Origin of the sequence: Adhaeribacter rhizoryzae (assembly GCF_008629685.1) — a bacterium.
Lineage (GTDB): Bacteria > Bacteroidota > Bacteroidia > Cytophagales > Hymenobacteraceae > Adhaeribacter > Adhaeribacter rhizoryzae.
The window spans coordinates 39,260-51,878 of sequence record NZ_VWSF01000025.1 but is presented as its reverse complement, the minus strand read 5'-3'; the positions used below and the strand labels follow the sequence as shown (position 1 = coordinate 51,878).

Annotated in this window: 12 protein-coding genes and 3 tRNA genes; 7 read left to right on the top strand and 8 right to left on the bottom strand. The window is 42.4% G+C overall.

What is annotated here, in order from left to right:
• The first annotated feature begins 100 nt into the window (after positions 1-100).
• The 3 genes from F0145_RS22170 (at position 101) to F0145_RS22160 (ending at position 1,981) form a co-directional block, all read left to right on the top strand.
• Positions 101-475: a group III truncated hemoglobin gene (locus tag F0145_RS22170; RefSeq protein ID WP_150092111.1), complete on the top strand. Its 375-nt coding sequence runs from the start codon at positions 101-103 to the stop codon at positions 473-475.
• Between the two features lie 103 nt (positions 476-578).
• Positions 579-902: a cupin domain-containing protein gene (locus F0145_RS22165; protein WP_150092109.1), complete on the top strand. Its 324-nt coding sequence runs from the start codon at positions 579-581 to the stop codon at positions 900-902.
• Positions 903-997: 95 nt separating this feature from the next.
• Entirely contained in the window at positions 998-1,981 is a 984-nt protein-coding gene (locus F0145_RS22160; protein ID WP_150092108.1) for a hypothetical protein, read from the top strand.
• 305 nt (positions 1,982-2,286) lie between these two features.
• On the opposite strand, the gene F0145_RS22155 is transcribed toward F0145_RS22160, so the two are convergent.
• The 8 genes from F0145_RS22155 to F0145_RS22120 all read right to left on the bottom strand — a co-directional run bounded on the left by F0145_RS22155 (position 2,287) and on the right by F0145_RS22120 (position 7,675).
• Positions 2,287-2,919 (bottom strand): DedA family protein, encoded by a 633-nt coding sequence (locus tag F0145_RS22155; RefSeq protein ID WP_150092106.1) that lies wholly within the window; start codon positions 2,917-2,919, stop codon positions 2,287-2,289.
• A gap of 925 nt (positions 2,920-3,844) precedes the next feature.
• Entirely contained in the window at positions 3,845-4,243 is a 399-nt protein-coding gene (locus F0145_RS22150; RefSeq protein ID WP_150092104.1) for an ExbD/TolR family protein, read from the bottom strand.
• A complete protein-coding gene (locus F0145_RS22145; protein ID WP_150092102.1) occupies positions 4,224-4,928 on the bottom strand; it encodes a MotA/TolQ/ExbB proton channel family protein in 705 nt (234 codons plus the stop codon). Before F0145_RS22145 ends, F0145_RS22150 begins: the two co-directional genes overlap by 20 nt.
• 152 nt (positions 4,929-5,080) lie before the next feature.
• Positions 5,081-5,473 carry a hypothetical protein gene (locus F0145_RS22140; RefSeq protein WP_150092100.1) on the bottom strand — a complete coding sequence of 131 codons (393 nt, stop codon included), beginning with the start codon at positions 5,471-5,473 and terminating at the stop codon, positions 5,081-5,083.
• A gap of 98 nt (positions 5,474-5,571) precedes the next feature.
• Positions 5,572-6,984, bottom strand: coding sequence for an APC family permease (locus F0145_RS22135; RefSeq protein WP_150092098.1), 1,413 nt, complete (start codon positions 6,982-6,984; stop codon positions 5,572-5,574).
• Between the two features lie 262 nt (positions 6,985-7,246).
• Positions 7,247-7,320, bottom strand: a tRNA-Arg gene (locus F0145_RS22130).
• A gap of 92 nt (positions 7,321-7,412) precedes the next feature.
• Positions 7,413-7,486 (bottom strand) — tRNA-Pro (locus F0145_RS22125).
• A 98-nt stretch (positions 7,487-7,584) separates the two neighbouring features.
• A tRNA-Ser gene (locus F0145_RS22120) sits at positions 7,585-7,675 on the bottom strand.
• A 251-nt stretch (positions 7,676-7,926) separates the two neighbouring features.
• On the opposite strand from F0145_RS22120, the gene F0145_RS22115 reads away from it, so the two are divergent.
• From F0145_RS22115 to F0145_RS22100, 4 genes are all read left to right on the top strand, one after another.
• Positions 7,927-8,898 (top strand): vWA domain-containing protein, encoded by a 972-nt coding sequence (locus tag F0145_RS22115; RefSeq protein WP_150092096.1) that lies wholly within the window; start codon positions 7,927-7,929, stop codon positions 8,896-8,898.
• Positions 8,895-9,860 carry a tetratricopeptide repeat protein gene (locus tag F0145_RS22110; protein ID WP_150092094.1) on the top strand — a complete coding sequence of 322 codons (966 nt, stop codon included), beginning with the start codon at positions 8,895-8,897 and terminating at the stop codon, positions 9,858-9,860. Before F0145_RS22115 ends, F0145_RS22110 begins: the two co-directional genes overlap by 4 nt.
• Before the next feature lie 76 nt (positions 9,861-9,936).
• Positions 9,937-11,121 (top strand): acetyl-CoA C-acyltransferase, encoded by a 1,185-nt coding sequence (locus F0145_RS22105; RefSeq protein ID WP_150092092.1) that lies wholly within the window; start codon positions 9,937-9,939, stop codon positions 11,119-11,121.
• A gap of 72 nt (positions 11,122-11,193) precedes the next feature.
• Positions 11,194-12,612 (top strand): toxin-antitoxin system YwqK family antitoxin, encoded by a 1,419-nt coding sequence (locus tag F0145_RS22100; RefSeq protein WP_150092090.1) that lies wholly within the window; start codon positions 11,194-11,196, stop codon positions 12,610-12,612.
• Positions 12,613-12,619: the final 7 nt, after the last annotated feature.

The following is a 12,619-nucleotide window of genomic DNA, read 5'->3' as shown; positions in this document are numbered from 1 at the left end:
GCCGTTCCGAAACGATATTTGTATAACGCTCCTTTGCTGCAAAACTAAATTAAGCAAAGAAGCTTTTACCGCCAGCTTTAAATATTAACTATTGAAAGCCATGAACTTACACAAACCCGATATTTCGCAACCCGCCGACATACAATTACTGGTAGATGCTTTTTACCAAAAACTAAAATCGCAACCTTACCTGTTAGCCTTATTCGATAACCTTTCTAACCGCGACTGGAACCAGCATTTGTTTCAAATGAAAAACTTCTGGCACTCGGTATTATTAAAATCGGCTGCTTTAACCGGACACCCCCAAATATTACATGCTTTGCTACCAGCCCACCAGGCCCAGGTGCGGGAATGGGTACATTTGTTTCACGAAACCGTAGAAGAGCATTTTAAAGGGCCAACCGCTTCGGCCACTAAAGGTTTAGCCGAGCAACTGGTGCGTATTTTTGCTTATAAACCGGCGCGTAACTTTTAAGCATGCTTATTTATTGCGCCCCAACCGGTATTATGCTTTGTTCCGCTATCGGTTAAGCTTACAAGAAACTCTGATTTAAACCCTGATTATAAAAGCCAGTAACATGCAACCACTCGAAATAGCCTCTACCCCTAATTTAGAAAATCTGGCCCACCAGATTACTTACCAGCCCAATAAGTTTAACGTTCAGGTTATTTGGGAAGAAGCCGGGCAAAAAGCCTTGTTGTTTGCCTTTGCCGCCGGCCAGGAACTAAAAACCCATACCACTCCCCACCCCGCCTTGTTAACTGTACTGGAAGGAAGCTGTTTGTTTCACATGCAGGGCAACTCCCAAACGTTGCAAGCGGGTGCAGTTATTATTATTCCGGCCAATATTCCGCATGCTTTAACAGCCCAAAGTAACTTTAAAATGCTGTTGCTTAAATAAATATAATTTAAGCAGTAGCAAAACCAGGAGGAGCTTCGGATAATAGCTAAAATTTGCTTTTATTCGGTTTAAACCATAAAAAGCTTCTTTAAAATATGATGCATTGGCAAAAAGTCCCGGCCTTGTTATGCTTTGCGCTGCTGGTAATAAGTGGCTGTAAATTAAATCCGGTAGCGCAGCAAGATTCCGCAACAGGCGAACTACTGTTTCAATCGGGTTTTGAAGCCGGAGTTAATGTAGTTTCCCGGAACCGGGATACCGATATAATTGGGGCCGATAAAACTTTATCCAGCCACAACGATTGGGTAAATGATTTAGACAACCACCCGGCTATTGGCAATTTCAATATTCAGTTTCAGGGCGGCGATTCTACCATGCGGTATGCCCGCCTGGTACCAGACCCAACTAATGCCCGTAACCAGGTACTTCATTTCTGGCTGAACGAACCCAATGTAGCAGGTTCTAAAGGCAGAATACAAGCTAATTTGTACAACAATAAAGGCGTAAAGGAATTTTACCAATCGGTACGGGTGTTTTTGCCCAACGATTTTAATACGGTGCGTACGTTTCCGAAGCAGATTCATTGGTTAACCATAGCGGAATTTTGGAATAATATTACCTGGAGCCAGGAGGTTCCTTACGGTTTCCGGATTACCCTGGGTTTAGGCAAACCCACCGAAAAAGAAAGTGATTTGCATTTTATTCTGGATGCCCAGGACTGCGAACTATTCCCCGACGGCAAACAAAAATATACCACGCTGTGGGCCGAAACCAACGAAGCCGTTAAAGTACCCATTGGTAAATGGTTTACCATGGATTATTACTACAAAGAAGGTAACCAGCAAAACGGTCGTTTTTACCTGGCCATTGCGCCCGATGGCGAAAAAAGAAAAATAGTTTTCGACCTGCACAAAATTACCCACAACTCCCAGGACCCGAACCCCGACGGCGTTACAGATTTTAACCCGCTTAAGCTTTATACATCTAAAGAACTGATTGCCCACATGCAACGCCAGGTAAAAACCCTGCAAATATATTGGGACGATTTTAAGTTGTGGAAAGACAAAAGGCCGAATTAGGTTGCTTTTAACTATTGGTTGTAGAAGTTGGATTAATACTGGTGATTAAATAAATTTCTAAAATGAGGTTTAAGTACCCCACAATTGTCATTCAGGAGGAACCTATTTAGCAGGTAGCCAAATAGTTTCCTCCTGAATGACAAAAGTGCGCTCATCAAATTCACAAATATTTCAGGTGAAAATATGCAATTGTTAAGGCGACTATTTACTTAATAGCAGTTAATACCTAAATATAATAATAACAAGCCTTTTGCGGTTTGGCAGAATAGGTACAATTTAACGCCACAGGTTTATTTTATAGAGTTTTAACTGGCGGTTTTTCGGTGCTCGCGGTAAAAACTAATAAACAACGAACCCAGCACCAACACCACTACCCCCATAAAAATATACCCTACGTAATCGCCTAACTTCGGGAAAGCCTGGCCTAAAAAATAGCCGGCCAATATGATAGAAGTAATATACAAACACCCGCCAAAGCCGCTTAACAGCATGAATTTTTTAATATCCATGCCACTGCTGCCCGATAATAAAGGATTAAACGTGCGGATAATGGGTAAAAAACGGCCAAATATTAAAGCTCTCCGGGGATGTTTGTGGTAATATTTTTCTGATTTTTCGAGGTATTCGCGCCGGAAAAGTAAGCTGTCTTTTTTATTATGCAGGCGTTTACCTAGTTTGCGGCCAATACCATAACCGGTTAAATCGCCGGCAAAGGCCATTATTATTAAAAGCGGAATTAGCCACCATACCGGCATATCCAGGGTTTTTAGTCCAGCAAAAAGGCCAGCCGAAAAAAGTAAGGTTTCGCCGCCGGGTACAATCAGGCCCACCAAAAAGCCGGTTTCTATAAAAACCAGGGCCGCAATTAAACCTACGCCACCCCATTGAATTAGTTTTTCTGCATCCGGCAAAATAGCCAGTAATTCTAGTTCCAGCATGTTGTCTTATTTAAACGGTTATTATTTAGGTAATAGTAAATAGTAAAGTTTAATCTTATTTTGGATTATTTTTATTTTGCTATTTACCTGAAAATGACCTTTACCGTTTTATTTAAATTAAGATAGCTCACCGCTACGCTATTCAAAAATAACTTTTACCGCAATATTTAAAATATTAATTAAAATATTAAACAGTTTACGTGTTAAACAACGTCAATGATTTAGCAGGCGGTAATACCAGATAGTAAACATTTCCATAATAGCCCAGCAAACAACTTCTCCTACCAGTCATTCAGGAGCATTCGCAGAATTCTAAAAGAAGCTTTTGCTTGAGTTGGATAAACAGGGAATAAACCTAGTCTGGAATTTACCTGTAATGCCTTCCAGGCAGCAGATTCCTGCGGAATAACAGGAGGGATAATATGATTCTATACTTTTAGCTATGGAAAGCCTTTTACAATACTTGGCATTACTATAAAATATCCTGAATAAAAGCAGTTTAATATTTTGCTATAAAAACAGCAGCTTTATAATTAGCGTGGATAACACTGCCAATTATAAAGCTGCTGCCAGACTACTTGCCGCCGCAGCAAGGGTTAAACTGCTAATAAATAATACCAAATAGTATAAGCTATCCTGCATAGATACGCTCTCTGTCATTTTGAAAAAATCTATTGTTTAGATATTCTTACAGGCAATTAGCGTTAAAAGGTATATTGCCTACTTGATTTTCTAACCAAAAGGTCCTTTCAGGATGACAAAAATAAAGTTGCGTTTTTTGGAAGGTAATATTTACTTTTTGGTATAACCCCTTACAGTATCCGGAAAGCCGCCGATTAAACGTATAAAAACAATTTGCTTTAACAATTTAACAGAGGGCAAAAGCCGGAAGCTACTTATGAGATTTAATCTTCTTTAAAAATATTTATTGGGCTTTGGTGGTGGCTACAACCATGGGTAAATGGTTTTTATTAATAATATCAACCACTTTAATTAATTCATCTACCTGCACCGTCCGGTCAATTCGCAGCACAATGGTTGGCTTAACCGTGTTCAGGGCTAAACTTTCCAGGGCGGCATTTAAATCGGTAAAAGAAAGCTGGTTTTTTTCGATAAAATATTCTAACTGGCTATTTACCGAAAGATTAATTAAATTTTTGGGTATGCTTTGGGTATGCTGCGCTTTAGGTAAAAGTAGTTTAATGGCCGTTGGGCTGGCCAATGTCGAAATGATGAGAAAGAACAGCAGCAGAAAAAATAAAATATCTGATAAAGAAGCTGCTTCTACGGAGGCGTGCCTTTTTTTAGTTTTCCTGAAATTCATGGGTCGGCACTTTAAAGAGAATATCCATAAAACTAATAGAGGCCACTTCCAGGGTGTTAACAGTGCGGTCTATTTGGGCAACTAAGTACGTATGCAAGGCATAAGCCAGCATGCCCACTAGCAAACCAGCTGCCGAGGTTATCATTTTTTCGTAAATACCACCCGCAATAATACCAATGCTAATATTATCGGCGAGTGAAATATGGTAAAATGCTTTAATCATGCCCGTAACGGTACCCAAAAAGCCCATCATAGGGGCAACGGCTGCAATAGCCGATAAATAACCCAGATTTTTTTCTAAGTTATAGACCTCTACTTGGGCCGTATTTTCCAGAGCGGCTTCAATATCGCGCACCGGCGAACCTATGCGGCTTAAGCCTTTATTTAAAATACGGGCAATAGGTGAAGCTGTACGCTCACATAAACGCATAGCCTCGTCTATATGCCCGTAGCGCATCAGGTTTTCTACATTTACCAAAAATGCCGGTTTTATTTTATTAGCCGAACGAATAAATAACCAGCGCTCCATGAAAAGATAAAGCGTGGCTAAGGAAAGTATAAAAATAGGCACCATTACAAAGCCACCCTTCAGGAGTAAATCAAAAAGCGATAAACCCATTTCAGGAGAAGTTTCGGGTAAATTAACGGGGTTTGTAACTTGTAATAATATATTTAGCAGTAACATAAGAAATGCTTTTTTCTGATTAAAAAATAATGAACACGCCGTACCCGCTTACCTTTGAAAAAGTAATTAAACCTAATCCGGTAAAATCAGGAAGCAACAGGGCAAACAGGATTTAAGTGCTTAAATCCTGCTTTTCAGAAAAAAGGTTAATTCTAAGGACCGTTCGGAAGAATGCGGTAAAAATCCAGAAAAGAGCAGCGCCAAGCTACCTGCTTAATTAGCTGTTTGGTCTGGAAATTTGGATAGAAAAGCGCGAGCAGCAGAAAAAGTAGCGGAACCGCCAATAGCAAATCAAACTCGTTTACCAATCCGGATCGCGAGGCAGCTGAAGGTACGGCTTCGGTTACTTTTAACGGCTCTGCAGCCGCTTTAGTAAAGTTAGTTTTTGGAGCAAGATCCGCAGTTTGGGCTTTTAACGGGTGTTTTTTCTGGTTAGCACTAATGTTTAGGTTAGCAAAACCAATAACAGATACCAGCAAGTACAGCCCCACCATTAATATTACGGCGAGCCGGATTTTTAATGTTAATAAAGGCTGTTGCTGCATATAAACAAAGATACAGGCAATACTTATATTTTAATACAAGCCGTATTTATTTATTTTTTATGTTTTGCTTCTGTTAAGTCTACCAACCAGGCAGATAGCTATTGCAGCACTTTGGCTTTGTTTTTGGCAACCGTGGCGTAATAAATAGGAATGCCCAGCAAGGTAATAATCAGGCCAGGCCACGTAAATTTAGGTTTATACATAATTAAGAGCCCGCAAAATATTAAAGCCATTAATATGTAAATAATAGGTAAAACAGGGTAACCCAGCGCTTTGTAGGGTCTATCGGCTTCCGGACGTTTAACCCGCAAAATAAATATTCCTAAAATGGTAAGCATGTAAAAACCTACTACCACAAACGATATCATATCGAGTAAATCGCCGTACTTGCCGCTTAAACACCAACCTGCGGCCGCCAAACACTGTACCCACAACGCAAACGCGGGTACTGCATTATTATTTAAGTTTCCTACTTTTTTAAAAAAGAGGCGGTCTTTTGCCATGGTATAATATACCCGCGCCCCAGCCAGAATTAAACCGTTGTTACAGCCAAAAGTAGAAATCATAATCATGAGGGCAATAATAATAGTACCGGCATTTCCAAATATTTCTTGCGAAGCGGCTACAGCTACCCGGTCTTTTTCGGCAGAAGCAATTTCGGATAAGGGGAGTACGGCCACGTACACAATATTGGTAACCGTGTAAATTACGGTTACAATTAAGGTTCCTAAAAATAAACTCAGGCCAATATTCCGGCGCGGGTTTTTAATTTCGCCGGCAATAAAAGTTACATTATTCCAGGCATCGCTGCTGAAAATAGAACCCACCATTGCCGCGGCTATGGCACCTAAAGCCACCATTAAAGTATAGTTACCCGTACTGCCATCGGTTTGTAAGGGCTGCATGTGCCAGGCGTTTTGCCAGTTGGTATTCCAAACATCTGGTTTAAGGGCTAGTAACCCAAAAACAATCAGGCCAAAAAGGCTCAGTAGCTTGGTTACCGTAAAAGTAGTCTGAATTATTTTACCGCTCTGAATGCCCCGGGTATTAATAAAAGTAAGTAACACAATTACCACAATCGATAATAATTGGGCCGAAGATATTTGCAGAAAACCTAAATCCAGCGCCACTAAATCTTCGCTGAACTGGGGAATCAGGTAAGCGGTAAACTTGGCAAAGGCTACTCCTACGGCTGCAATGGTAGCCGTTTGGATTACCGCAAAAAAACTCCAGCCATACAAAAAACCAACCAGCGGGTTATAAGCTTCTTTCAGGTAAACGTACTGGCCACCGGCTCGCGGGAACATGGCACTTAATTCGCCATAACTTAAAGCGGCGGTTAAAGTCATAAAGCCTGTTAGCAGCCAAACCATTATGAGCCAACCGGCGCTGCCCACGTTGCGGGTTATATCGGCACTCACAATAAAAATTCCGGAACCAATCATACTACCCGCCACCAACATGGTAGCATCTACTAAACCCAAAGCCGGTTTAAACGAAGAATCATTCATATCTTAAACTTACCAGAAATAAATAGCAGGAGAAATATAGGGAAAAAGCTTTAACTAAACTTAAATTAAATATTTGTAATACATTGTGCTTATAACACATAAAATAATTGACGAACTCAATTAGTGTAAAAAGGATAGGTCGAAACTGTAGAGAATTATAATTAGTAGCTAACTTTAGCTATATTCTCAACATAAAATATAAAACTTGTAAAATAAAAAACCCTCTCTGCATAGTACAAAGAGGGTTTTCTTTCTCAATTTGTGATCCCGTTTGGATTCGAACCAAAGACCTACTGCTTAGAAGGCAGTTGCTCTATCCAGCTGAGCTACGAGACCATCAAAAAAAAATTACGAACTGGAATTTAGAATTGAGGTATATCTTAAGATACGTTTCGTCATTCTAATTCTAATTCGTAATTCAGTTTTTGTCGGGGTGGCAGGATTCGAACCTACGACCTCCACATCCCAAATGTGGCGCGATACCGGGCTACGCTACACCCCGAACAACACGAAGAACAAATTCCTGGAAGCGGCTTTTGCTAATCGCGGTGCAAACATAAAAGCTTTTTTTTAGAAAAAAAACTTTATTTAAAAAAAATCTGGCGGAGAGAGGGGGATTCGAACCCCCGGTACCCTTTAGAGGTACGGCAGTTTAGCAAACTGCTGGTTTCAGCCACTCACCCATCTCTCCATGCTCTTCCGGTTGAAGAGTGCGCAAATATACAATAACAATTTTCAATTACACAACTGTTCAGCTTAATTTCTGGTTAAGAATCTGCTAAAAAATATTCTTTCCGGAGTATATTTCAGAGGCTCAGGTGCTTCCAAAAATTGTTTTGTTGCGTATACTGCCTTTCAGCGTCCCGGCGTTTCTTCTAAAACAATAGTGCTTCCAAAAGCTTTCCTATATTTGCAGTTTCGCCACTGCTGTTATCGCCCTACATGAACTGGTACCAATCGCTTTCCTGGCTCGAAATATTATTTGGCACCTTATTTCTGTTGCTGTACGGCTCCTACGCTTACCGCATTAAAAGACTGGCGCAATATTTTAAACAAGGTCCGCAGTGGCTCTGGATTAAATTTATTATCCGGTCGGTTTATATGCTGCTCCTGCTTATTGCCGTGCTGGGTCCTTCTTTTGGGGCCATGAAAAAAGAAATTAAAACGGTTGGCAAAGATATATTCCTGCTAGTCGATTTATCTGCGTCTATGAACGTGCGGGATGTTGCCCCTTCCCGCCTCGAAAAAATTAAGTACGAGCTAACCCAGGCGGTGCCGGCGTTTAACGCCGACCGTGTAGGCCTGATACTATTTACGTCCGAAGCTTTGGTGCAATGTCCCCTGACTTTCGACCTGGAAGCCTTACTGCTTTACACCCGTTTGTTAAATACCAACCAAGCCTCCGCTACCGGCACCAATTACGAACCTGCTCTGCAATTGGCCTTACAAAAATTCGAAGCAAATCCTGATTCAGGTAATATTTCGCCGAAAGCCCGGCTAATTACATTAATAAGTGACGGCGAAAATTTTGGGGAAGATGTGCGGGTAACTTTACAACGGCTGCGTAACCAACAAATAAAAGTATTTACGTTGGGTATTGGCACCGAAACCGGTGATTTTGTGCCCGAGGGCCAGAATTTTAAAAAGGATCGCAACGGCCAACAGGTTACGAGCCGGCTAAACGATGAGCCTTTACGGGAAATTGCCCGGCGCACCAATGGTAGCTATTTCGAAATTACAAATGATAAAAACGAAATGGACGAACTGGTGCGGGCTGTTAATTTAGTAGAAGGCGAAACCCAGGAAGCCAAAACCATTGATATTACCGCGAATAAATATATGTATCCGCTTTTTTTAGCGTTAATATTAATAGTAGCTGATGTGCTGATTACAGTTAATGTGATTAAAATATGAGGTATTTCCTCCTGGTTTTATTATTTTTTTCTTCGGTAGGCGATGGGCTGAAAAAAGCTTCGCGCATAAACGAAGGCGTAGCCAAGGCCCAGGAATATTATTTACAGCAAGCCTACGAACAAGCCGAGCAACAATACAACTATCTGCGCAACTCGCTTAACGTTAAAGACGCTGGCTTGCTCTTAAACCTGGCCCATGCTACGTACCTGGCGGGCAACTTAGAGAAAGCCCAAAAATATTACCACCAACTCCGCAACAACCCCGATGCCGATTTGCAAGGCGCTGCCCTCAACCAGTTAGGTATACTGGCTTATGAAGATAATAACCCCGAAAAAGCTTTGTATTTCTTCCGGCAGGCTATAATTAAAAACCCGCGCAACGAGATTGCCCGCTACAACTACGAGCTGGTAAAAAAATATCAAACCCAAAACCCAGCTAGATTTCCGCGCCGTTCCGCCAATCGAAAAAACCCGAAAGAAAAGCAGGCAGCACCGCAACCCAAAAGGGGTCAGGGCGTGAGCGCCTCTGAAGCCGGCAACCCCGATTTTATCAGCGACTTAACACAGCAAGGCCAGGAACCGCCACAAAATAAACCGCAGCCCGAAGGCCCAACGGATAATCAGCAAAATAATTCTACCGGAAACAAGCCGGATAAGCAACCAGTTGCGGGTGGCGATACGCCCCAAAATAGCGGCAACCAACCCGGTAACACCAAAGGATTAAATAATAACAATAATTCAGTAAACCCAGGTGCTTTCGGGGCCAGCGAAAACCCCGCAGAAATTACCAACCAGGAGCAGCAAATGCAAACCTTACACAAACGTTTAGGCAAAACCGATTTATCGCCGGAAAAAGCTTTGCTGTTGCTGGAAGCCATGCAGAATGCCGAATTACAATATTTGCAGCAGTTACCCAAGCCCCAACCGCAATCCCGGCAAAACAAAAACAAACCGGATTGGTAAACTCAAAGTAGCCAAACAGGTTATTATGGCTTGCCTAACCAGCATAATTTTTTATTTTGAATATTCCCCACGCACCATGCAACTAAAAGAAGTATATATTATATCGGCTATCCGGACGCCTATTGGCAGTTTTGGCGGCGCTTTAGCCAGTTTATCGGCTACCCAGCTAGGCGCAATTGCTATAAAAGGGGCTTTGGCCAAAGCCGGTGTAGATCCGAATGAAGTACAGGAAGTACTCATGGGCAATGTACTATCGGCTAACCTGGGGCAGGCGCCGGCCCGGCAAGCGGCGCTTTTTGCCGGCCTGGGCTACGAAGTAGAATGTACAACTATTAATAAAGTTTGTGCCTCGGGTACCAAAGCCATTATGTTTGGGGCGCAGGCTATTATGCTGGGCCACAAAGAAGTAGTGGTAGCCGGCGGCATGGAAAGTATGTCGAATGTGCCGTTTTACCTGGATAAAGCCCGCTTTGGCGCTAAACTGGGCCACGGCCAGATGATAGATGGCTTGCTTAGAGACGGCTTGTGGGATGTGTACAACGATTATCACATGGGTAATGCGGCCGAAAATACGGCCCGCGAAATGGGTATAACCCGCGAAATGCAGGATGCCTTTGCCATTGAATCGTACCGCCGCAGTGCCGCCGCCGCCGAACAAGGCTATTTTAAAGACGAAATAATACCGGTAGAAATTCCGCAACGCGGCAAAGATCCGTTGCTGGTAACCCAAGACGAAGAATATTCTAAAGTTAACTTCGATAAAATTGCCGGCCTGAAACCGGTTTTCGACAAAGAAGGTACCATTACGGCCGCTAATGCCTCTACCCTGAACGATGGCGCGGCAGCAGTGCTCCTCATGAGCCGCGAAAAAGCCGAAGCGCTGGGTGTAAAACCAATTGCTAAAATATTAGGTTTTGCCGATGCCGAACAAGAACCCAAATGGTTTACCACCTCTCCTGCCCTGGCCATTCCCAAAGCTTTAAAAAATGCCGGAGTTAACGCCAACGAAGTTGATTATTACGAAATTAACGAAGCCTTTGCGGTAGTCTCGTTGGCTAATAATCAGAAGCTAAACCTCGAAAACGAGAAAGTTAATATTTTTGGGGGCGCGGTATCGCTGGGTCATCCGTTGGGCGCTTCCGGGGCGCGTATTGTTACCACCTTGTGCAATGTGTTAGATAAAAAGCAAGGTAAAATTGGCGTAGCCGGTATTTGCAATGGCGGCGGCGGTGCCTCAGCTTTGGTTATTCAAAAAATATAATTTTAAATCTGGCATGTTTTTTACAGGCAGCCTTACGTTAAAATGTAAGGCTGTTTTTATTTTAGATACCCTATGTTAAAATTAATGCGCTGGGCAATTGCTTTACTGGCAATATTTTTCTGCCAGACCACCGGCTTTGCCCAACTTAAAAAAGTAGTAACTTACCACGATACCCTTAATGCAAAAGTTAAGGAAGTTTATTTTATGCTGCCCACCGATACGGTACCGCACGGCAAATACCAGCGGTTTTACCGGAGCGGCAAACTGGAAGGCGTAGGCAAATTTGTGCGGGGCAAACGCGACAGCACCTACACCGAATATTTCGAGAACGGCCAAACAAAATTAATAATTAATTACGCCGACAATAAAAAGCAGGGGCCTTTTAAATCGTATTACGCCAACGGCAAATTGTTGCAGGAAGGCACTTACCAAAACGACCAGCAAACCAGCACCTTTAAAACGTACCACGAAAACGGCCAGCCCAAAACCGAAGCAACTTTTGTAAATGGCGTGCCGGAAGGCGTGGTAAAAGAATATTACCCGGATGGCACCTTAAAATCGGCTATAACATACGCCCGGAGCCAACAGAATGGTACGGCGCTTACTTATTTTCCTAACGGCAAACCACACACCGAAGCCAATTACAAAAACGGCGTACCCGATGGCATGTACAAAATCTTTTACGACAACGGCCAACTGGAATCAGAAGCGCAGAATATTGATGGTAAACGGACCGGCAGTTTTAAAAGTTATTACCGCTCTGGTAAGTTAAAATCCGAAATTAATTATAAATCTGTAACCATTGCCAAGCCCAAAGAACAAGCACGCGCCAGCACCAGTATTGTAACAGGCCGCGACGTATTTCAGAGTAAAAATACCACCAGCCAGATTGATGGTTTGGCTAAAACTTACTACGAAAACGGCCAAATAATGAGCAGTATTAATTATAAAGAGGGAGTTAAAGAAGGTTTAACGCAGCATTTTTACGAAACAGGCAAACTCAAGCAGGAAATCCGGTATTCAGATAATGGTACTACCCAGAAAATCACCTCTTTTTACCCGTCGGGCAACGTAAAAGAAGAACAAAACCTAAAGCAAAATGCTAAATCAGGCGACTGGAAGACCTATTACGATGCCCCTAAAAAAATTAAGATAAAAGAAACTTACGAAATCAATAAACTCGAAGGCGACCGCCTGGTTTATTTCGAAGATGGACAGGTACAGGAAAAATCGCCGTACACCAAAGGCAAAATAAATGGCGTGCAGCTACAATATTATCCATCGGGCAAAGTAAAATCCGAGACCGAGTTTAAAGTAGGGCTCCGCCAAGGCGCTTTCAAGCAATATTTCGAAGACGGCAAACCCGAAATTACCGGCATCTACAAAAACAATAAACAATCCGGCATCTGGAAATATTTCGATGCCTCCGGTAAAACAATAAAATCGGTAACTTACCGCAACGGGCAGGTAGTGTCGGATGCGGGCGCTTAATATTTAG